This is a genomic window from Flavobacterium sp. YO64 (assembly GCF_004119505.1).
GTDB lineage: Bacteria > Bacteroidota > Bacteroidia > Flavobacteriales > Flavobacteriaceae > Flavobacterium > Flavobacterium oncorhynchi.
The window spans coordinates 110,534-131,548 of sequence record NZ_NRQV01000001.1 but is presented as its reverse complement, the minus strand read 5'-3'; the positions used below and the strand labels follow the sequence as shown (position 1 = coordinate 131,548).

Genomic DNA, 21,015 nt, shown 5'->3' with positions numbered 1-21,015 from the left:
ATGCGGATGCAAAGATACATCTATTTTTTAGCTGTACAATAGCTGATGCAAAAAAATTTATTTTTTTTAATATGCCTTAGCAAAAAGCACTCTTTTTGAAGATGGATTCCCAGTAAACACACAGGCTCCAGCCTCTTCAACAGCATCTAAAGGAATGCATCGAATAGTCGCTTTTGTCAAATCTTTTATCTTCTCTTCGGTTGCAGCAGTACCATCCCAATGAGCAGAAATAAACCCACCTTTTCCTTCTAAAACTTCTTTAAATTCCTCAAAACTATTCACTTCCGTAACATGCGTGTTACGATACTCTAATGCTTTGTTAAATAAATCCGTTTGAATCTGCTCTAATAAATCATGTACATAATTTACGATTCCCTCAGCAGAAACAACCTCTTTTGTCAAAGTATCACGTCTGGCAACTTCAAAAGTTCCGTTTTCTAAATCTTTAGGACCAACTGCAATTCTTACCGGAACACCTTTCAACTCCCACTCTGCAAATTTAAATCCAGGTTTTTGAGTTGTTCTGTCATCATATTTCACAGAAATCTTAAGCTTTCTTAATTTAGCTGTTAACTCATTAACCGCTGTTGTAATTTCAGCCAGCTGCTCATCTGTTTTATGAATTGGAACAATCACCACTTGTATTGGCGCTAAATTAGGAGGAAGCACTAATCCTTGATCATCTGAATGCGTCATAACCAAAGCTCCCATCAAACGAGTAGAAACCCCCCAAGAAGTTCCCCATACATGTTCTTGCTTTCCTTCGGCATTTGCAAACTTCACATCAAAAGCTTTCGCAAAATTCTGCCCCAAAAAGTGAGAAGTTCCAGCCTGCAAAGCTTTTCCATCCTGCATCAATGCTTCTATACAATACGTTTCATCTGCACCGGCAAAACGTTCTGTTTCGGTTTTAAAACCTTTTACAACTGGAATTGCCATGAAGTTTTCAGCAAAATCAGCATAAACATTCATCATTTTCTCAGATTCTTCTAAAGCTTCTTCTTTTGTTGCATGAGCGGTATGCCCTTCCTGCCACAAAAATTCAGCAGTTCTTAAAAACAAACGCGTACGCATTTCCCATCGAACTACATTTGCCCACTGATTAATTAACAATGGTAAATCTCTATAAGATTGCACCCATCCTTTATATGTAGACCAAATAATTGCTTCACTTGTAGGACGAACAATAAGTTCTTCCTCCAGTTTAGCATTTGGATCAACCATTAATTTCCCTGGTTTATCAGGATCATTCTTTAATCTATAGTGTGTAACAATAGCACATTCTTTTGCAAATCCTTCTGCATTTTTTTCCTCAGCCTCAAACATGCTTTTTGGAACAAACAAAGGAAAGTAAGCATTTTGATGTCCTGTCTCTTTAAACATTCGATCTAACTCAGCCTGCATTTTTTCCCAAATCGCATAACCATACGGTTTAATTACCATACAGCCTCTAACTCCTGAATTTTCAGCTAGATCCGCTTTCACAACCAGCTCGTTATACCATTTCGAATAATCTTCTGATCTTGTAGTGAGGTTCTTACTCATATTATATAGTTTGGCACAAATTTTGTTTTAATTATTTTAACTAAATAGTTTGACAAAACTAACTATTTTTGTAATGTGCAACAATAAAAAACACCACAGATATGAAAACTTATATTACTCTACGTCAAAACTCAAGTCATTTTTACTTAATTGGACTATTGAGTTTTCTGCTTGCGTCATGTGGTTCTTACCAAAACACATCTTATAATGATAATGACGGAGTCTATGGTAATTCCAATACTAGATACGTTCAAACAAACACATCTAACGCAAACAACCAATACAAAGATTATTTCAGATCTCTTCAAGACGACAACCAGCCTACAGAAATTTTTACAGATGTAGACAACTACGGAAACTACTCTCAAAACGACAGTACACAAGTTGCCACAAACGCTTATCCAGCATGGGGAAGCAGTCCATCTGAAGTTTCTGTAAATATATATTCTGACCCAACATGGTCAATGGGATTTGGTTTTGGTTTTGGATACCCATACTATGGCGGATATTGGGGATACCCAGGTTACGCTTGGGGCTACCCAGGATACTGGGGACCAGGATGGGGCTATCCTGGATGGGGCTATCCTGGATATTGGGGACCACGTTATTACGGAAACTATTCTTATAATTACGGAAGAAGAGGTTCCGCAGCATACTACGGAAGCGGCAGAAACTATAGCTCAAACAGAAATTTTGCCTCTGGAAGAAACTACTCTTCAAACAGAAATTATACTGACAGAAGTTTCAACAACCGAAGCTATAGCAACAGAAGCTATACAACAGATAGAAACTACACGAACAGAACAAACAGCTATTCTGACTACAGAAGAAGTTCTAATGCAAACGGCAGAAACTACACAACAAGCCCAACGTTCACAAACAGAAGAAGCACGACACAAGGACAAAGTAACAGCTACGATTATTCAAACAGAAGATCAAGCTCCACAACTAATAGAAGCTACAACAACACCAATAGCAGCCCATCTAGAACTTACTCTCCTAGCCCATCGCGTTCAATGAACAGCGGCGGCGGAAGCATGAGATCATCTGGCGGCGGCGGTGGCGGAAGATCTTACGGTGGAGGCGGAGGAGGAAGAAGATAACCTTCCTCTCCCTTTTACCAATCTAAAATCACACAAAAACGTACCAAAATGAAAAAAATACTCTTCCTATTAATTACAGGACTAACTGTCAGCATCTCACATTCTCAGGAAGTTTCTGATGCTTTACGCTTTTCGCAAGACAACTTAACAGGAACAGCGAGATTTAGAGCAATGAGCGGAGCATTTGGAGCTTTAGGCGGGGATTTATCCTCAATTAGCGTAAATCCTGCAGGATCTGCGATTTTCATAAACAATCAAATGGGAGTAACTTTTAGTAATCAGAATATTAAAAATAATTCTAATTACTTTGGAACTCAAACTTCAGACAAAGACAATTCATTCATCCTAAATCAAGTGGGTGCCATCTTTGTTTTTAATGACAGAAATCCAAACAACAATTGGAAAAAAATTGCGATAGGAGCAACCTACGAAAACACCAACAACTTCAACAACAATGTTTTCTCAGCTGGAACAAATCCAACTAATTCTATAGACAACTACTTCCTTACTTATGCAAATGGAATTCCATTAGGAGACATTACTGGAATACCATATAAAAATCAGTTTTATGATGAGCAGCAAGCTTATTTTGGATACTATGGTTTTGTCATAAACCCAGTAAATCCACTAGACAAAAACAACACTCAATACACTTCTAATATTCCTGCAGGCGGAAACTACTATCACGAAAATGAAATTTACGCCAGAGGATATAACAGTAAATTAAGCTTTAACATTTCAACCTCTTATAAAGATCGTATTTATTTTGGAGCAAATTTAAATGCTCATATTACTGATTACAGAAGATCAAGCAGTTTCTATGAAGACAATTCAAACCCATTAGAACCTTCTGAAACCATTTCTAATCTACGTTTTAACAACGAACTTTACACTTACGGAAATGGATTCTCTTTTCAACTTGGTGCAATTGCCAAAGTAACAGACTCTTTCAGACTTGGATTAGCTTACGAATCAAACACTTGGTACGAACTTTACGACGAAGTTTCTCAAAGCCTTCACACTACTACACAAGCCGCAAATGGACCTGAGAAATATGCAGACATAAACCCTAATATTATTAATGTTTACGAGTCGTACACTTTGCAAACCCCTGGAAAAACAACTTTTAGTGCAGCGTATATATTTGGAAAATCAGGCTTAATCAGCGTTGATTATGCTATTAAAGATTATGGAAACGCAAAATACAAACCTACTAACGATCCAGGTTTTAGAGGTGTAAACAACGACATCAGCAATCAGCTGACTAATAATGGAGAATTAAGAATTGGAGCAGAATACAAAATAAACCAATTGAGTTTAAGAGGCGGATACAGATACGAAGGAAGCCCTTATAAAAACAAAACTACAATTGGAGATTTAAACAGTTATTCTGGAGGATTAGGTTATAATTTTGGAGGTACAAAATTAGACTTAGCCTATTCTTACGCTGAAAGAAAATCAAACCAAGGTTTCTTTAGCAAAGGTTTTACTGATGGTGCCAATATTACATCAAAACTCAACAATGTTACATTGACTTTATTATTTGAATTGTAATTTGAAGAAAAAACAAACAATAAAACTTCCGTCAGGTTCTTGCTTGACGGATTTTTTTTTACTCCCAAAAAAAGAAGCTTGTTTCGAGGCGAAAAAACACAGCAAACAACACAATTTACATCACAAAAAACACCTAAATAGAATCGAAACAAGTGCTGTTTGAATAAAAAAGTGTAATTTTGCACTCCAATTTATAAAAGTATGAGAACCAAGTCTTTAAAAAAGAACAAAATTAACGTAATCACTCTTGGGTGTTCAAAAAATGTATATGATAGTGAAGTGCTTATGGGACAACTTCGTGCAAACGGCAAAGAAGTTACTCACGAAGCCACTAAAGATGAAGGAAACATTATTGTAATTAACACTTGCGGGTTTATTGATAATGCAAAAGCAGAATCAGTTAATATGATTTTGGAATATGCTGACAAAAAAGACAAAGGTTTAGTTGATAAAGTTTTTGTGACTGGATGTTTATCTGAACGCTATAGACCAGACTTAGAAAAAGAAATCCCAAATGTAGATCAATACTTTGGCACAACTGAATTACCTCAGCTGTTAAAAGCTTTAGGAGCCGATTATAAACATGAATTATTAGGCGAAAGATTAACGACAACTCCTAAAAATTATGCTTATTTAAAAATTGCCGAAGGCTGCGACAGGCCTTGCAGTTTTTGCGCAATTCCATTAATGCGTGGATCACATATTTCACAACCAATTGAAAAATTAGTTAAAGAAGCACAAGGTTTAGCAAAAAACGGCGTTAAAGAATTAATACTAATAGCACAAGACTTAACTTATTACGGTTTAGACCTTTATAAAAAGAGAAATCTTGCCGAATTATTAGAAGAATTGGCGAAAGTTGAAGGCATTGAATGGATTCGTCTGCATTATGCTTATCCTACCGGTTTCCCGATGGATGTTTTGGAATTAATGAAACGCGAACCTAAAATTTGTAATTACATTGATATTCCATTACAGCATATTTCAGATTCTATTTTAAAATCAATGCGTCGTGGTACAACACAAGCCAAAACGACACAATTATTAAAAGATTTTAGAGCCGCAGTTCCCGGAATGGCAATCAGAACCACTTTAATTGTTGGATATCCAGGTGAAACTCAAGAAGATTTTGAAATTTTGAAAGATTTTGTTCAGGAAATGAAATTTGACAGAATGGGATGTTTTGCTTATTCTCATGAAGAAAACACACATGCTTACTTGCTTGAAGATAATGTTCCAGATGACGTGAAACAAGCAAGAGCCAATGAAATTATGGAATTACAGTCGCAAATTTCATGGGATTTAAATCAAGAAAAAGTAGGACAAATATATAAATGTATTATTGACAGAAAAGAAGGCGCACATTTTGTAGGAAGAACCGAATTTGACAGCCCTGATGTTGACAATGAAGTTTTAATAGATGCCTCTAAACATTATGTAAAAACAGGAGAATTTGTTAATATACGTATAATTGAAGCTACAGAATTTGATTTATACGGAGAACCTGCTTAAATTTACCTAAATAACTATCATTTTTTGATAAAAACTTTTTATATGAAAGCTACACAATCTTTATTTCTTTTGGTTTTCACCATATTCTGCTTTAACTCTGTTTCAGCTCAATACGGAAACGGCTATGGAAATGGTTACGGAAACGGTTATGGAAATGGTTACGGACGAGGCGGCGGAATGGGCATGGACAGAAGCATGATGCAAGGACCACAAAGCACGCCAAGCAAACCTAAAGAAGTTCCTGTAGAAGAAACTGCTTCATTAATTGTTGAACAAATGAAACCAGCTGTTAACTTAGATGAATTGCAGGTAATTGCAATAACTAATGTTTTGGCTGACAGTATGAGAGAACAAGGTATTCTTTTAAAAAATGAAAGCAGCAGTCAAGAAGCAAAAATTGAACAAATAAAAGCTCTAAGAGAAAGTACAAATAAAAAAATAAGTGCTTTTTTAAATCCTGATCAAGTTACAAAGTACACAACTTTCATGGAGAACTTTAAAGAAATTAAGAAACCTTCTAAATCAAAAAAGAAAAAAGACTCAAAAGATAACAAAGAAAAAGAAGAAGAAAAACCTGTAGAAAAAGCGCAAGAATAATTGCTCAAACTTCATCCTAAAATGTAACTAACCATGGCAAAAAAACATTTTTGTTATCTATTTTTAGCAATTATAATTACTTCTTGCTCAACAAATCCTTACAAGAATACCGAAAAAGCTTATGATCAACAGCTTAAAACCCTGGAAAATCAAATCACAAGCAAAGAACCTCAATCTATTCCGCCAATAACACCAGTAATTATTGATACCTCTTATGCTGCTCAACTAGGCATTATTAAAGATACTTTATCAAAAACGGGATCTACGGCTTTACAAAATGGAATAAATACAGAATGGGTTGGTACGGTAAACTTTAACTTAAGAAAACCAAGCTTTATTATTATTCATCACACTGCTCAAGATTCACTTCAGCAAACGATTAATACTTTTACTAAAGTTAAAACGCAAGTCAGCGCGCACTATATCATTTCTGAAAACGGAAAAGTAGTTCAAATGCTAAACGATTATCTAAGAGCTTGGCATGCAGGAAATGCTACTTGGGGAAAAAATACTGATTTGAATTCAACTTCTATCGGAATTGAACTTGACAACAATGGATTTAAACCGTTTACCGAAGCTCAAATTAGCAGCTTAGTTGCTCTTTTAACCAAGCTTAAAAAATATTACAATATTCCAACTCAAAACATATTAGGACATGCCGATATTGCTCCTGGCAGAAAACAAGACCCAAGTGCTTTATTTCCTTGGAAAACTTTAGCCGAAAAAGGTTTTGGAATTTGGCCGGATGTAGTATTAGAAGAAGCTCCTTTTGACTTTAAAATAGAGCCTGCACTTAGAATAATAGGATATAACACTAAAAATCTTTCGGCAGCTATTATGGCGTTTAAACTGCATTACATTCAAACTGATGTGACTGCCACTTTAGACCGAAAAACAATAGACACTATTTATTCGATTTATAAAAAACAAGTTCAATAAATAGTATTCACAAAATACAAAAAGTGCATTTCTACAATTTTAGAAATGCGCTTTTTTTGTTCCTTTTCGTTCCCAAAATCTGCTAGTGCAAACACCAATTATGAAAACTTAAAAAACCTGTTTAAATACAGATTAGAAATCCTCACACTACGGTATTTCCTTAATTACCTATAACTAACATACTACGGTAAAAACACCAAATAAAGCGAGTAAGTCTTTTTTTATCTGCAGCGAAAGAGAAAGACGTTCAAATAAAAAAGCTGCCAAAACATTAATATGTTTCGACAGCTCCAAAAAAAAAAAAATATCAATCTTTATCTCTAGAAAGAGTATGTTGTAGCCAGAAGAGCATAGAATGATCCGCCGGTTGGAGCAGCATCTTTATCTAAAAATATGTCCTCTGATGCGGCATCGTATCTTATCTCTGGAATAATAGTTAATTTCCCAACTTTATAATTTAAAGAAGCTGTATTAGCAAAAACATTTGATCCAGTTAGAGTTCCTAAACTTGGAGCGGCACTTTTTGCGTCAAAATATTCCATTCTATAAGCTAAAAGTAATGATGGAGAAAATGCATAATTTGCATAACCTACTAAAGAAAACCACTCACCATCATCTACACTTGAAATATCATTTTTAGTTTTAGCGTAAGTCGCATTAAATCCAAGTCCAAAGCTGTCGCTTATTGCTTTTGACGCAACAAAATCAAACTGCGTTTTATTCTCTAAAGAAGATGGATTACTGCTCCCAGAAGTGAAATTTAAATAAGCGCTTCCCGTTTCACCAATATATCCTAATTGACCTATATATGTTTTTTGAGTAGAACCCGCATCCATAGCCGATTTAAAATCAGTAGGATTTGTGATACCAAACATCGCTGTAAACTTTCCTGAAGTATATTGTGCTTTTACTCCAGTATTAAAAAATGGACCATAAGAAAAAGCATAAGACATACTGTAGTTTTTATTATCGACAGCATCTAAAACTTCGTATCCAATATGAGTTCCAAAACTACCCGCTACAACTTTAAATTTATCTGTGATTTGATAGGTAAAAAACAATTGTTTTATCAAAAATTTTGCTGTTATATCTTTATCAGTTGTTTCATTATAGGAGAACTCTCCTGCTCTTTTTCCAAATCCTAAGTCTACAAAAACAGAAGCTTTTCCAAATGTATGCCCCGCCTCTATCGACGCCATTCCTAATTCAAACGAATCCTGTGAGTTGGTAAAGCTCGTTAATCCGTTCATTTGTTTCGAAAAATCATATTTATAGTAAGCATCTGCAGACCCTCCCCAAGTTGTTGCCGGCGAAGTTTTCGTTTCATCATCTTGGGCAAAAGCAAAAGAACTCGTTAACGTCGCGGCTAAAATGTAAAATACTTTTTTCATGTGTTAATTGGTTTTTAGTTATTAATTGATTTTGGTTAGTTAATCTTTTATATATCTATTTAATAGTATAAGTCATTTTTAAAACCCTGAATCTGCCCCTAAAACCTCCTCATTTTCATTAGCGAATTTATTAACTTTTGCATGAGTAGAACAATTGAAAACTACTTTTTTGGCTTTTTAAACGAAGAATTACGGATTACAAAAATTAAAACATCAATAATCATTATTTGACATTTATATGGTTTTGTTTTTAAAAAATCAACAACTCTATTTCACAAAAATCAATACAAAAACAAGGGTAAAAATAAAAATCAACAACAATAAAACACATAAAACAACCATTTTTAGAACATAAAAACAATTACACCCATTAAAAAATAGGGTGTACAAAAAATAACTACAAACACCAATAAAACATATTTTTTCATAAAACAACAGAATTTGTCAAAAACAAATCGTAAAAATTCCTACAAAAACAAAATCCCTGAATATTTTAAAGAAGGTCGCTTTTTAAACGACCAATCGCCTTTAAAAAACAAAAAACCTGTCCAAAATTTGAACAGGTTTCAAAGCCACAAAAAAACGATTCTATTCTTAACTCTTATACCTTATTTAAATTTTACGCACTTTTATTCCATACTCTTTGTCTCTCGAAAAAACAGAAACAGCTTTAAAAGAATAGTATTCAAAAACTTTTACATTAATAATGAGGATACAATTAAGTATCACAGATTATACTTATACAAATAACCAAAAACGCACTGCTATTGCAGTGCGTTTTACTTTTATCTAAATTAGATATTGTTCTATGCTAATATCTTTTCAATGGCATTCAATTCATCAGAGGTAAACTCCAATTTTTGCAAACAATCTATATTATTGTTTAATTGCTTTACTGAACTCGCGCCAATCAAAACAGAAGTAATTCGTTTATCTTTTTGCAGCCAAGCCAATGCCATCTGCGCCAAAGATTGATTTCTGTTTTTAGCAATTTCATTTAATTGAATCAATTTTTGAATGCGTTCTTGTGTAACCTCATCTTCCTTCAAATGTCCGTTTGGATTATGTGCTCTAGAATTTTCTGGGATTCCGCTTAAATATTTATCCGTTAAAAGTCCTTGTGCCAAAGGTGAAAATGCGATGCAGCCCACTCCTTTCTCCTCTAAAACATCCAACAAACCATTTTCTACCCAGCGTTCTAACATAGAGTATTTTGCTTGATGAATTAAACAGGGCGTCCCTAATTGCTTTAAAACATCAACCGCTGCACGAGTTTGCTCTGCCGAATAATTACTGATTCCAACATAAAGTGCTTTCCCGCTTCTTACCGCATAATCCAATGCCATCATTGTTTCTTCAATCGGCGTTTCAGGATCAGGGCGATGCGAATAAAAAATATCCACATAATCTACCTTCATTCTTTTTAGACTTTGATCTAAACTTGACAGCAAATATTTTCTAGATCCCCAATCGCCATAAGGTCCATCCCACATTGTATAACCTGCTTTTGTTGAAATTATAATTTCATCACGTAAATTTCCCTGAAAATTATGCCATAAAATTTTACCAAAATTTGTTTCAGCAGAACCTGGAACCGGGCCATAATTATTAGCCAAATCATAATGTGTAATTCCTTTATCAAAAGCTTCTACAGCAATACTTTCTGCATTTTCAAAATTATCTACTGAGCCAAAGTTATGCCATAATCCTAAAGAAATTTCAGGCAGTAATAAACCGCTTTTTCCGCATCTGTTGTATTTCATTATCTAAAATTGAGATTAAATATTCTACCAAATAACCCTAAAAAGATTTAATAGCCTTTTAGGTTTAACCATCGAAAGATACTTATTTTTTTATTTCGACTCAAAAAACAAACCCGACAGATTTATAAAAACTATCGGGTTTGTTTTATCTCTAAGAATTAAAATCTTCTTAATGCATATCATGAATTCTCTTTAATTTGAAAGAAAAATAAATATAAAAAATTCCAAGAGCAATAAAAGCAAAAGCTGTCCAATATACTAATGAAAGTCCTGCAAAAACTGGATTCCATAATAATACAAACGAAAATATAGTTCCGAGTATTCCTAGAATCAAAAGATTCCCCCAATCAGAAACTGCATAACTCTTTAAATTAAAAGCAATAACGATAGCCATTATAGAGCGAAATAGAATTACAAAACCTACATAAAGCGGCAGTAAAGTAATTGAGATCAGCGGATTAATAACCAGCAATATTCCCACTACTAAACCTATAATCCCTGATGCTAATGTCCATCCCCAATTGTCGATTTTCTTTCTGTTTGAAAGAGCAAAAATGATTTCAAAAATTCCGCTTCCTAAAAACGAAACACTAAAGAGAAACGCAAGAGTTAAATAAGCTGCCAACGGCGTCATAAAAGACCAAATTCCTATTCCAACAAACAGTAATCCTACTAACAGCGGAATATACCAGTAATCAATAGCTTTTTTTACTTTTTTAAATAAAGAATTTTCCATAAGTATACTTTTAAAATCGTGCCTACTCTATAAAGTTTTCAGCTTACCTTTAAAATCAACGTCATAAAAACCGCTTCTCAGCTCTCCTTACATCGCTGTATTTCAAAGATATAAATAAAAACTTACACTTACGTATTCTTCATTGTCCGTTTCAACTTGATCGTGTCGGGTAAAACACAAAATGACTTAAAGGAGCAAAAAAACTTTAAAAATTCCTTCTACTCTGTTATAAAACAAGAAGCTGGCAGATTTGCTTTATTAAACAGATCAGATTGTATTATATTTCCCCAAGCAAATCTGACTTTTAGAGGATTATCAACTTTCTTGCATATCAAAACAACTTGACTGTTTTTAATTGATGCTTCGGCAAAATAAAAAACTCCATCAGCTCCTGCAACTTCAAATTGTTTAGAATTTTTATTCTTAAAATACAATCCTTCAGCATAGTCAAAAGAAACTTCAACTGCATTTTTCTCCATTTTAATTTCTTTGTAAAGCGGCCCATTAACTAAACTTAAATTGATTTTATAGGTTTCAGTCAAAGCTAAATTTGCCAAACGGATTCCAACTTCTTTTTTATTTTTTGGATGAATGTCAGTAATATCTGAAATGTCCGAAGTCAGAACCATTCCAGTTTTCGGAACTTCCTTCAAAATTTTTCTTTGAGAATTTCTAACTATTACATTCGAAAAATTATTTGCACCTGCTTTAAAAGGAGCGATTTGTACGAAGTAAAAAGGAAATTCGTCATTCCATTTCTTTCTCCACGAAGCGATCAAAGCTGATAATGTCTTATCATAAACTAACGAACCAACATTTGATTCTCCTTGATACCAAAGCGTGCCCGCAATTTTAAATCCTGCAAAAGGATGAATCATTGCATTATAAGCACGTCCTGGCAAATGTGGATCGTATTCTTGCTTATTTAATTTCTTGGCACTTTCCAACAAAACAGGATTATTTTGTACAACTTCTTCTGGCATCCAAATCTCTGCAGGAGTTCCTCCCCAATTTGAAGAAATCAATCCGATTGGAACATTTTTTAAATCTTCCTGCAAACGTTTGGCAAAGAAATAACCAATGGCACTAAAATTTCTCATGGTTTCTGGAGTCGATTCTACCCAATTCCCATATAAAGTCTGTTGCGGAGTTACAGCTGTTAATTTTGGAACGGTATAAAAACGAATATGTGAATTTGAAGCATTCTTCGCTTCTTCTTCACCATTATCTATTCCCCATTCAACAGACATTTCCATGTTTGATTGTCCTGCGCAAAGCCAAACTTCTCCAATCAAAATATTTTTTAAAACAACTTCATTAAACCCTTTTATTACAATTGCAAAAGGTCCACCAGCTTCAGGTGTTTTAATGTAAAACTCCCACTTTGCCTCATTATCAGCAACAGTTTTATACTCTTGATTATCCCAACTCGAAACCAATTTGATTTCCTCATTCGGATTTGCCCAACCCCACATTTTCACTTTTGAGCTGCGCTGTAAAACCATATTATCACCAAAAAAAATTGGAAGTGTAACGTTTGCCATCATAGTATTGGAAATCAACAGAAAGAAAACAAACTTAAATATATTATTTTTTATTAGCCCCCTTTTTTGCTAAACATAATTTATTTGTTAAAACACAAATGTGATTGCTAAAATTTTTTGAAACAATGTGTCTAAAATATCCTAAACTAATAAAAACAGATGCTTTAACACACTAAAAAAGACCTACAAAAACAGTTAATTCTTACAATTAATAAGCATCATTCTTTTGATTTACAACTTTTAGAACCTATCTTTATCGATTAAATATTTTCTTCTCATAAAAAAATGAAATCGTATCTCCTTACAGCTTTAATATCTTTTGTTTTATTTTCTTCTTTCACTTTAAAAAAGAACGAACAACAAAGTGCTTTTTCTAATCCAAAAATACAAACCGAAATTAACCGAGATTCTCTTATCGAATATGCTAAGAAAAGCTTAGGCATACCGTACAAATATGCCAGCAATGATCCAAAAAAAGGATTTGATTGTTCTGGTTTTGTAGGTTATGTTTTTAAAAACTTCGGTATGACTTTACCAAGAAGTTCTGGTGGTTACAAAAATTTAGGAAAAGATTTAAAGCCTGAAGAATTTAAAGTTGGTGATGTTCTAGTTTTTTATGGTTACAAAAATAAAACTGTAGTTGGCCACGTTGGAATAATATGTGAAGCAAACGGAATGCAGTCTAAATTTATTCATGCTTCATCTGGAAAAGCACAAAAAGTTACCATTACCGCTTTGGATACGGAACATTATACAAAGCGTTTCTATAAATGTATTGATGTCTTGAATAAATAATTTTTACTGCAAATCACACGAATTTATAAGCAAAAATTTAGTTTTAAATCGTGTAATTCACAGGTAGAACTTTTACATTTATTCTTCTGTCAGTAGTTTTATCAAACTTTCATCTCTTTGATAAATATCTTTATAAAAATTCATGTTCCCTTCGCGATCAACCCAAGCTGTAAAATAGCCAATGTAAACAGGTATTTTATTTTTTAACGTGTACCAGCTTTCTTTACCAGCATGCATGGCTTTGTCAATTCTTGCAGGTGTCCACGAGGGATCTTGCTTTAATAATTCAATTGCCAGTTCACGAGGTTTGGCGACACGCACACATCCATGGCTGAAAGCTCTGCTTTCTCTTTCGAATAAACTTTTTGAAGGTGTATCATGCAGATAAATATTACTAGAATTCGGAAATAAAAACTTCACTAAACCTAATGAATTATTTTTTCCTGGAAGCTGACGAACAGCACCATTATTCCATTCTAAATTTTTCTGTTTTAAATAATTTTTATTCTTTGCCATTCCTGGTTTTATCTCTTTATTGATAATGCTTGTGGGAACATTCCAATACGGACTAAAAACAATATTATTCATCATTCCACTGAAAATAACCGTTTTTGTCATCGCTTTTCCTACTACTACCGCCGATGTAAACGCAATTTTACCATCCCGAATTAAATACAATTTAAACTCTGGAATATTTACTTCTAGATATTCTTTACCTTTTTCTAATTCAGGATCAATCCAGCGGCAGCGCTCCATATTCGCAATTATTGTTTTAATTCTATCAGATACAGGAACATTCATTTCATCAATATGTTCACGTAAGATTATATTTTTGGGAGACAATCCATGATGCAACTCGTAGCTTTTAATCGATTTCATTAAAACCGAATCACATACTGCACTTTTGGAATCCTCTTTAATATCTTTTGTAATATAAAGTCTTTCTCTAATCTGGGCTATAACATCAGACGAATCTCCTAATTTTAGATTTTTATAACTATCATCTATGTCAATAGTTTTCCAACCGCCTTTTTTTTCAATTTCTCTGTATTCACGAAGAACATCGCGAAGTTTATAATACTGGCTGAACATTTTACTCTTTCGATCATCGTTTATAGTAGATTTTTGAAAAATCGAATCAGAGAAAACTTGATAATTCATTTTTTTTCGAGGAAGAAGCCATTCTAAAGATCTAGTCGTTTTTTCGTCAAAACCACGATATACTTTTTCTCCATAATAAAAGTACAAATTGGTAATCATCAAGTCAGTATTTACTTGCGACAACTTGTTATCTGCATTACCTTCAAAAATAAAATTGATTTCTTTGTATGGAAAATTGGCTTTTAAACCTTCATTATCTAAACCTTTATATTTGTTATACAAAGTATTCCCAAACTCTACCACACCTTTGTTATCAAGCCATAATTGTGTCGATTCCTTCTTTTTATATAAAGAAAGAACCTCCTCTTGAAAATTCTTTAATTTCGGATAGGCTTCGTAAAAATCAGCAATAGCAGTACTGTCGATAGTAAGTTTAAGCTCAGGAACAACTGCTTTCGCTGTTTTGGTTTGATTTTCTTCTTTTTTATCCGTTTTAGAATTACACGAAACCACAACTGCAAGAAGTATAACAGCAATAAAAGAATACCAAATTTTCATACTATTTTTTGTATAAAAATAGAAAAGTTTTACTGAAAACAAACCAATTACAAAAAAATAAAATTTCATTCTTTTTAATGCTGTTTTTATAAAAAAAGCAACAAAATTAAAAACAAAAAAACTCCAAATACATTATGTATTTGGAGTATCCACTTTATATAACTAACCTCTAAAAATAAACTTATTTAAATAACAGTTCCTTTTAATGTAAGTACTTTTGGTGTTGTTTCAGCACTTGTAGTTACAGTAACTGTTTTTGTAAATCCGCCTTTGTTTGCAGCATTATAAGTTGCAGTAACTTTTGCAGATTTACCAGGTAAAATTGGCTCTTTTGTATAATCAGTTGCTGTACAACCGCATGAACCTTTTACATCTGTAATTACTACAGCTGTTTTTCCTGTATTTTTAAACTCATAAACGATCGCTTTTGGAGTACCTTGAGGTATTTGTCCAACATCTATCGTTTCAGCCTTCCAAACAATTGTTGAAGCTGCTTCAATTACTGTTGTTTCAGAAACTAATGATTGTACTGGTGCAATAGCTGAAAAAGACATTAAGCCTAAAGCCAAAGCAAGCATAGAAATTTTAATGATTCTCATAGTCAAATATTTTAAATGGTTTATAGTTCTAATTTTATATTCCAAAAGTAATCCAGACAAAAACAAATCGCTGTTAACCAGTTTCAAATCTTTGTTAATGACTTGTTAATCCCTTATTTTAGTCTTAAAAATGATTAATATTACACTTTTAAAATGCCTTTTTCTTGAAAATTAATAGACTTAACAGTATCATCCTCCTCGGATTAATTGCCATTATAAGCATTTTGGTAGCGCAATTGCTTTGGACAAAAGAAGCTTTTACATTAGAACAAAAAAAGCTTAGCCAGAAAGCCCATATTGCACTTCTTGAAGTTGCCAGAAAATTATATGAAGGAAAAGATCGCGAGCCATCTTGTCAAAATCCTGTTCGAAAAGTTTCAAACGATTATTACATTGTAAACATCGACAATGAGTTTGAACCCGATATTTTAGAATTTTATTTAAGATCAGAATTCAAAAAGATGAACATTACAACCGATTTTGAATATGCGATGTACAATTGTCAAAGCGACGAAATGGTGTATGGAAATTATATTTCTTTGTCTCAAAAAGCAAAAGCAAAAAAAACAGTTTCTTTTCCTAAACATAAAAATCTTGTTTACTACTTTGCAGTTCGTTTTCCTAACGAAACGACCTATTTATTCAGTTCAATGCGTTTTTGGTTTGTGCTTTCAACTGCTTTAATTTTGATTTTATTAATTTACGTATATTCAATTTTTAAACTTTTGCAACAAAAAAAATACTCTGAATTGCAGCGTGATTTTATCAATAATATGACGCATGAATTTAAAACCCCATTATCTTCTATTTTAATTGCATCGAAATATTTAATAGAACAAAATCCAATTAAGGAAATAAAAAACTGCATACTTATACTGATATTATAATCAATCAGAGTAATAAACTGAATAATCATATTGAAAAGATTTTAAATATTGCAAAATCAGATTACAAACCTTTAGAATTAAAAAAAGAAACTGTTTTAATTGTTCCAATTATTGAAGAAGCAATTGAAAACATTCAGCTGAAATACCCAGAAGCGGTTATCAAAATTGAAACCCTTTCAAAAGAGTATTTATTAGAAACAGATGTATTTCATTTCTCTAATATCATCTATAACCTTTTAGATAACGCGGTAAAATACTGCAATAGAAAACCAGAAATCACAATTAGAATATCTGACGAAAAGTCAATTTTAAAGATTGAAGTTATTGATAACGGAATTGGAATTTCTTCTAAAAAAATATCCTTTATATTTGATAAATTTTATCGAGTTCAAAATGAAAAAAGTAATGAAGTTAATGGTTTTGGACTTGGTTTATATTATGTAAAAGAAATTTGCGGACTACAAAACTGGAAAATTAAAGCCGAAAACAATACAACAAACGGAGTTACTATAACTTTATCTATTCCTTATAAAAAATGAAACATTACAAAATACTTTATACCGAAGATGATGAAACATTAGCCTTTTTAACCAAGGATAATTTAGAACAAAATAATTACGAAGTTGTTCATTGTATTGATGGTAAGTCTGGCTTGGAAACTTTTAAAAAAGAGAGTTTTGACATTTGTATTTTTGATATTATGATGCCAAAAATGGATGGTTTTGAATTGGCTTCGGAAATAAGAAAAATAGATTTAGATGTGCCTATTATTTTTCTATCGGCAAAAACCTTAAAAGAAGATCGTATAAAAGGACTGCGTTTAGGAGCCGATGATTATTTGGTAAAGCCTTTTAGTATCGAAGAATTAATGCTTAAAATTGAAATTTTTCTAAAACGTTCACAGCGAAATATCACGGTTGAGAAATCGATCTACGAAATTGGAAAATACCAATTTGATACTAAAAACTTCATTCTCTTTAATGATGATGAAAAAATTGGACTTACACAGCGCGAAGCCGAATTATTAAAACTATTCCTCGATAACAAAAACTCCGTATTAAAAAGAGAACAAATCTTAACATCTCTTTGGGGAACTGATGATTATTTCATGGGACGAAGTCTTGATGTTTTTATTTCTAGATTACGTAAAATTCTATCAAATGAAAAAGGTATTTCGATTGAAAATCTTCACGGAATTGGCTTTAGGTTTTCTATTGAATAAATTGTCAAAAATTCATATCACAATCAATAACAATCCTATTAAAAATAAAGAAAAATCTATAAATCAAATTTGAAAAATCTTTGTATTTTTAATATCTAATTTTCCAGATATGAAAATACATCATTTGCGAAATGCGACTTTAGTTATTGAAACAGAGAAGCATGTAATTTTGGTTGATCCAATGTTAGGAAAAAGAAAAACGATTCCTCCATTTACAATCTTTCGATACAAGCCAAAAAGAAATCCCTTGGTTTCTCTGCCCAAAAACAGCCGAGAAATTTTGAGCAAAGTAACTCATTGTTTAATAACTCATTTGCATCCTGATCATATAGACAAAGCTGGCGAAGTTTTTTTAAGACGAAAAAGCATCCCTGTAATTTGCAGTGCAAAAGATGAAAAAGTGCTTACAAAAAGAGGTCTTAACATTGTTCAAACTTTAAATTACTGGGAACCGCAATCTTTTCTAGATGGAAAAATTATTGGTATTCCGGCACTTCATGGTTATGGTTTTGTTGCAAAATTAATGGGAAACGTAATGGGATTTTACATTGAACTCGAAAATGAGAAATCTGTTTACATAAGCGCTGACACCATTTTTACCAATGATGTGCAAAAAGCGCTCATCGAGTTAAAACCTGATATTGCAACTGTTGCCTGTGGAACTGCCAGATTAGATTTTGGTCAGCCTTTATTAATGCGAATGAATGATATTTTGAAATTTACAACACTTGCTCCTGGAAATGTTTTTGCAAATCATCTTGAAGCTTTAAATCATTGTCCAACAACTCGTGAAGAACTCAAAACGGCTCTTGCTGAAAACAATCTTCTCTCTAAAACTGCAATTCCAAGCGACGGAACTTTTGTGGAATACTAATTTATAAAACCAACAATCCGAACTCGCGTAAAGTGTTTATTGGTTTTGAATACCAAAACAATTCAAAATCTTCTAAAAGAGTTTCAAAATCGTTTTTTACTTCGTGAAAAGTATAACTTTTAGAATTTGAAACTGAGATTTTAGTTAAAATTTCGATTAGCCATTTACCTTCTTCATTACTAGTTTGAATACTGAAACTTTGTTTTTTATCATGAAAAGTCAGCATCATCATTTCCCAGCTTCTTCCTTTTTTTGATTTAGTAAAAATCTCCGTTGAAGGTTTTCCGCCAAGCCAAACTACTTTTGCATTTGGTTTTGTGCTGAAATCATTTTGCTCTTCAAGTGCATTAAATATAAAATCGGGATGAATTTTTGTCTTCGGAATTTTGAAATCAAACCAATCTTGAAGTTCGTAATCAAAACAAATTCCGTGCATGAAATTAAAAAGCGATTTCTTTAATCCAAAACTAAATTTATCGTGATTGATTCCTGTCGAATCTGTATATTCAATATCATTATTAGCAAAAGTTCCAATAGTTTCAGAAGCCTTAGTTACACCAAACTTTTCAGGATATAATCCAACTGGACTATGAGCCGTTAATGCAAACTGATGCCAAAATCCAGACTGTAAAACTCCAGCTTCAAACAATTGACGAACCATTTCAAGACTATCAACTGTTTCTTGGATCGTTTGTGTCGGATATCCGTACATTAAATAGGCATGAACCATAATTCCTGCTTCGGTAAAATTGCGAGTTACTTTTGCAACTTGCTCCACCGTTACACCTTTGTCTATTAATTTCAATAATCGGTCTGAAGCAACTTCTAAACCACCTGAAACCGCAATACAGCCGGACGCTTTTAAAAGAAGACAAAGATCTTTAGAAAAACTTTTTTCAAATCTAATATTCGTCCACCAAGTAACTGCAAGTTTTCGCTTCAGAATTTCAAGTGCTAAAGCCCGCATTAAAGCCGGCGGCGCAGCTTCATCGACAAAATGAAAACCATTTTGACCTGTCTGCAAAATCATTTCTTCCATTCGATCGCAAAGTAAACTTGCCGCAACTGGTTCGTAAACTTTAATATAGTCTAATGAAATATCACAAAAAGTACATTTTCCCCAGTAACAGCCGTGTGCCATGGTAAGTTTATTCCAGCGTCCATCGCTCCACATTCTGTGCATTGGATTTACAATTTCAATTACCGAAATGTATTTATCCAAAGGCAGATCTGAGTAATCTGGAGTTCCTACTTGTGATTGTTTATAATCGTGTTTTAAAGAGTTATTTTTATAAACTACTTCTCCGTTTTCTAATAAAAAGGTTCTTTTATAATGCTTCTCGTCCCTCGACTCCGCTCGGGATGACATATTTTCAATAAGTTCTTCTATTGGAACTTCTCCATCGTCTAAAGTGATGAAATCGAAAAATTCAAAAACACGTTTATCAGAAAGGGATCGCAGTTCTGTATTTGGAAAACCGCCTCCCATTGAAATCTTAATTTCGGGGTGATTTTGTTTTACCCATTGTGCACATCTAAATGCGCTGTATAAATTTCCTGGAAAAGGAACAGAAATCAAAAAGAAAGTAGGCTTTACAGCTTCAATTTCTTCTTTTAAAATAGAAATTAAAACAGAATCAATATAAGTTGGTTCTTGTTGTAAAGCATTGTACAATTCATCAAAAGAATTGGCGCTTCGGCCTAAACGTTCTGCATATCGGCTGAAACCAAAATTTTCATCAACACATTCTACAATAAAATCCGAAATATCTTCAAGATATAAAGTCGCCAAATGTTTGGCTTTATCTTGGGTTCCCATTGTTCCAAAAGCCCAATCAAGCTCTTCCAACTGCGCAAAACGAGAAGCTTCGGGCAGAAAATCTTCCTGACAAATCTGCAAAGCCAAAGTTGGATTTTTTCCCTGCAAAAACTGAATTACAGCATCAATCGTTTTGATGTATTCGTCCTGCAAAGCAAAAATACGTTTAGAGTTATCTGAGATTTCAAAACCAGAAATCTCAAACTTAAAACTTGAAGTTTTAAACAAATTATTTAATCCTTTCTTTGAGAACAATTCCAAAATCACATCAATACCCAAATCTGCCTGAACCGATTCGATACTTTTAGTATTCAAAAAACCTTTTATATAAGCCGTTGCCGGATACGGAGTATTCAGTTGTGTAAATGGCGGTGTAATTACAAAAAGTTTCGTTTTCAAAGGGAATTATTTTTTGCAAAAATACGAGATATTTAGAGATTTTTATGGGAAAGATTTTATAAGCAGTCGTTTTAGAT

The 21,015-nt window shown here is 33.0% G+C and carries 18 protein-coding genes; 10 read left to right on the top strand and 8 right to left on the bottom strand.

The features are described 5' to 3' along the window. Positions 1–66: 66 nt before the first annotated feature. Positions 67–1,545: a proline--tRNA ligase gene (proS, locus tag BOW57_RS00630; RefSeq protein WP_129052679.1), complete on the bottom strand. Its 1,479-nt coding sequence runs from the start codon at positions 1,543–1,545 to the stop codon at positions 67–69. Between the two features lie 101 nt (positions 1,546–1,646). Here proS and BOW57_RS00625 point away from each other — a divergent pair, with 101 nt between their 5' ends. The 5 genes from BOW57_RS00625 (at position 1,647) to BOW57_RS00605 (ending at position 7,250) form a co-directional block, all read left to right on the top strand. After that, entirely contained in the window at positions 1,647–2,648 is a 1,002-nt protein-coding gene (locus BOW57_RS00625) for a hypothetical protein (protein WP_129052678.1), read from the top strand. A 48-nt stretch (positions 2,649–2,696) separates the two neighbouring features. Further along, positions 2,697–4,202 carry an OmpP1/FadL family transporter gene (locus BOW57_RS00620; protein WP_129052677.1) on the top strand — a complete coding sequence of 502 codons (1,506 nt, stop codon included), beginning with the start codon at positions 2,697–2,699 and terminating at the stop codon, positions 4,200–4,202. A gap of 201 nt (positions 4,203–4,403) precedes the next feature. Continuing rightward, the gene (gene rimO / locus BOW57_RS00615; RefSeq protein ID WP_129052676.1) at positions 4,404–5,714 is read left to right on the top strand and encodes a 30S ribosomal protein S12 methylthiotransferase RimO; all 1,311 of its coding nucleotides are present in this window, start codon (positions 4,404–4,406) and stop codon (positions 5,712–5,714) included. A 42-nt stretch (positions 5,715–5,756) separates the two neighbouring features. Beyond that, the gene (locus tag BOW57_RS00610; protein ID WP_129052675.1) at positions 5,757–6,311 is read left to right on the top strand and encodes a hypothetical protein; all 555 of its coding nucleotides are present in this window, start codon (positions 5,757–5,759) and stop codon (positions 6,309–6,311) included. A gap of 33 nt (positions 6,312–6,344) precedes the next feature. Next, entirely contained in the window at positions 6,345–7,250 is a 906-nt protein-coding gene (locus tag BOW57_RS00605) for an N-acetylmuramoyl-L-alanine amidase (RefSeq protein WP_129052674.1), read from the top strand. A 320-nt stretch (positions 7,251–7,570) separates the two neighbouring features. Here BOW57_RS00605 and BOW57_RS00600 read toward each other — a convergent pair whose 3' ends face one another. The 4 genes from BOW57_RS00600 to BOW57_RS00585 form a co-directional block, all read right to left on the bottom strand. Further along, the gene (locus BOW57_RS00600) at positions 7,571–8,641 is read right to left on the bottom strand and encodes an outer membrane beta-barrel protein (RefSeq protein ID WP_129052673.1); all 1,071 of its coding nucleotides are present in this window, start codon (positions 8,639–8,641) and stop codon (positions 7,571–7,573) included. Positions 8,642–9,447: 806 nt separating this feature from the next. Then, entirely contained in the window at positions 9,448–10,404 is a 957-nt protein-coding gene (locus tag BOW57_RS00595) for an aldo/keto reductase (protein WP_129052672.1), read from the bottom strand. A 169-nt stretch (positions 10,405–10,573) separates the two neighbouring features. Continuing rightward, positions 10,574–11,140: an HdeD family acid-resistance protein gene (locus BOW57_RS00590; protein ID WP_089052948.1), complete on the bottom strand. Its 567-nt coding sequence runs from the start codon at positions 11,138–11,140 to the stop codon at positions 10,574–10,576. Positions 11,141–11,358: 218 nt separating this feature from the next. Then, positions 11,359–12,687, bottom strand: a complete 1,329-nt coding sequence (locus BOW57_RS00585) for a sialate O-acetylesterase (protein ID WP_241687355.1) — start codon at positions 12,685–12,687, stop codon at positions 11,359–11,361. Between the two features lie 282 nt (positions 12,688–12,969). Between BOW57_RS00585 and BOW57_RS00580 the strand changes: the two genes are divergently transcribed. Beyond that, positions 12,970–13,479 carry a C40 family peptidase gene (locus BOW57_RS00580; protein WP_129052670.1) on the top strand — a complete coding sequence of 170 codons (510 nt, stop codon included), beginning with the start codon at positions 12,970–12,972 and terminating at the stop codon, positions 13,477–13,479. Positions 13,480–13,557: 78 nt separating this feature from the next. Here BOW57_RS00580 and BOW57_RS00575 read toward each other — a convergent pair whose 3' ends face one another. Both BOW57_RS00575 and BOW57_RS00570 read right to left on the bottom strand, forming a co-directional pair. Continuing rightward, on the bottom strand, positions 13,558–15,138 hold the full coding sequence (locus BOW57_RS00575) for a murein L,D-transpeptidase (protein WP_129052669.1): 1,581 nt from the start codon (positions 15,136–15,138) through the stop codon (positions 13,558–13,560). 185 nt (positions 15,139–15,323) lie between these two features. After that, entirely contained in the window at positions 15,324–15,737 is a 414-nt protein-coding gene (locus BOW57_RS00570; RefSeq protein WP_129022965.1) for a DUF1573 domain-containing protein, read from the bottom strand. Between the two features lie 164 nt (positions 15,738–15,901). Here BOW57_RS00570 and BOW57_RS21025 point away from each other — a divergent pair, with 164 nt between their 5' ends. The 4 genes from BOW57_RS21025 to BOW57_RS00555 all read left to right on the top strand — a co-directional run bounded on the left by BOW57_RS21025 (position 15,902) and on the right by BOW57_RS00555 (position 18,720). Continuing rightward, positions 15,902–16,624, top strand: a complete 723-nt coding sequence (locus BOW57_RS21025; protein ID WP_371413494.1) for a hypothetical protein — start codon at positions 15,902–15,904, stop codon at positions 16,622–16,624. Further along, positions 16,600–17,163, top strand: coding sequence for a sensor histidine kinase (locus BOW57_RS21020; RefSeq protein WP_371413503.1), 564 nt, complete (start codon positions 16,600–16,602; stop codon positions 17,161–17,163). Before BOW57_RS21025 ends, BOW57_RS21020 begins: the two co-directional genes overlap by 25 nt. After that, positions 17,160–17,846, top strand: a complete 687-nt coding sequence (locus BOW57_RS00560; RefSeq protein WP_089052942.1) for a response regulator transcription factor — start codon at positions 17,160–17,162, stop codon at positions 17,844–17,846. Before BOW57_RS21020 ends, BOW57_RS00560 begins: the two co-directional genes overlap by 4 nt. Positions 17,847–17,955: 109 nt before the next feature. Then, positions 17,956–18,720 (top strand): MBL fold metallo-hydrolase, encoded by a 765-nt coding sequence (locus BOW57_RS00555; RefSeq protein WP_129052668.1) that lies wholly within the window; start codon positions 17,956–17,958, stop codon positions 18,718–18,720. Between the two features lies 1 nt (position 18,721). Here BOW57_RS00555 and BOW57_RS00550 read toward each other — a convergent pair whose 3' ends face one another. After that, positions 18,722–20,938: a radical SAM protein gene (locus BOW57_RS00550; RefSeq protein WP_129052667.1), complete on the bottom strand. Its 2,217-nt coding sequence runs from the start codon at positions 20,936–20,938 to the stop codon at positions 18,722–18,724. Positions 20,939–21,015 lie beyond the last annotated feature (77 nt).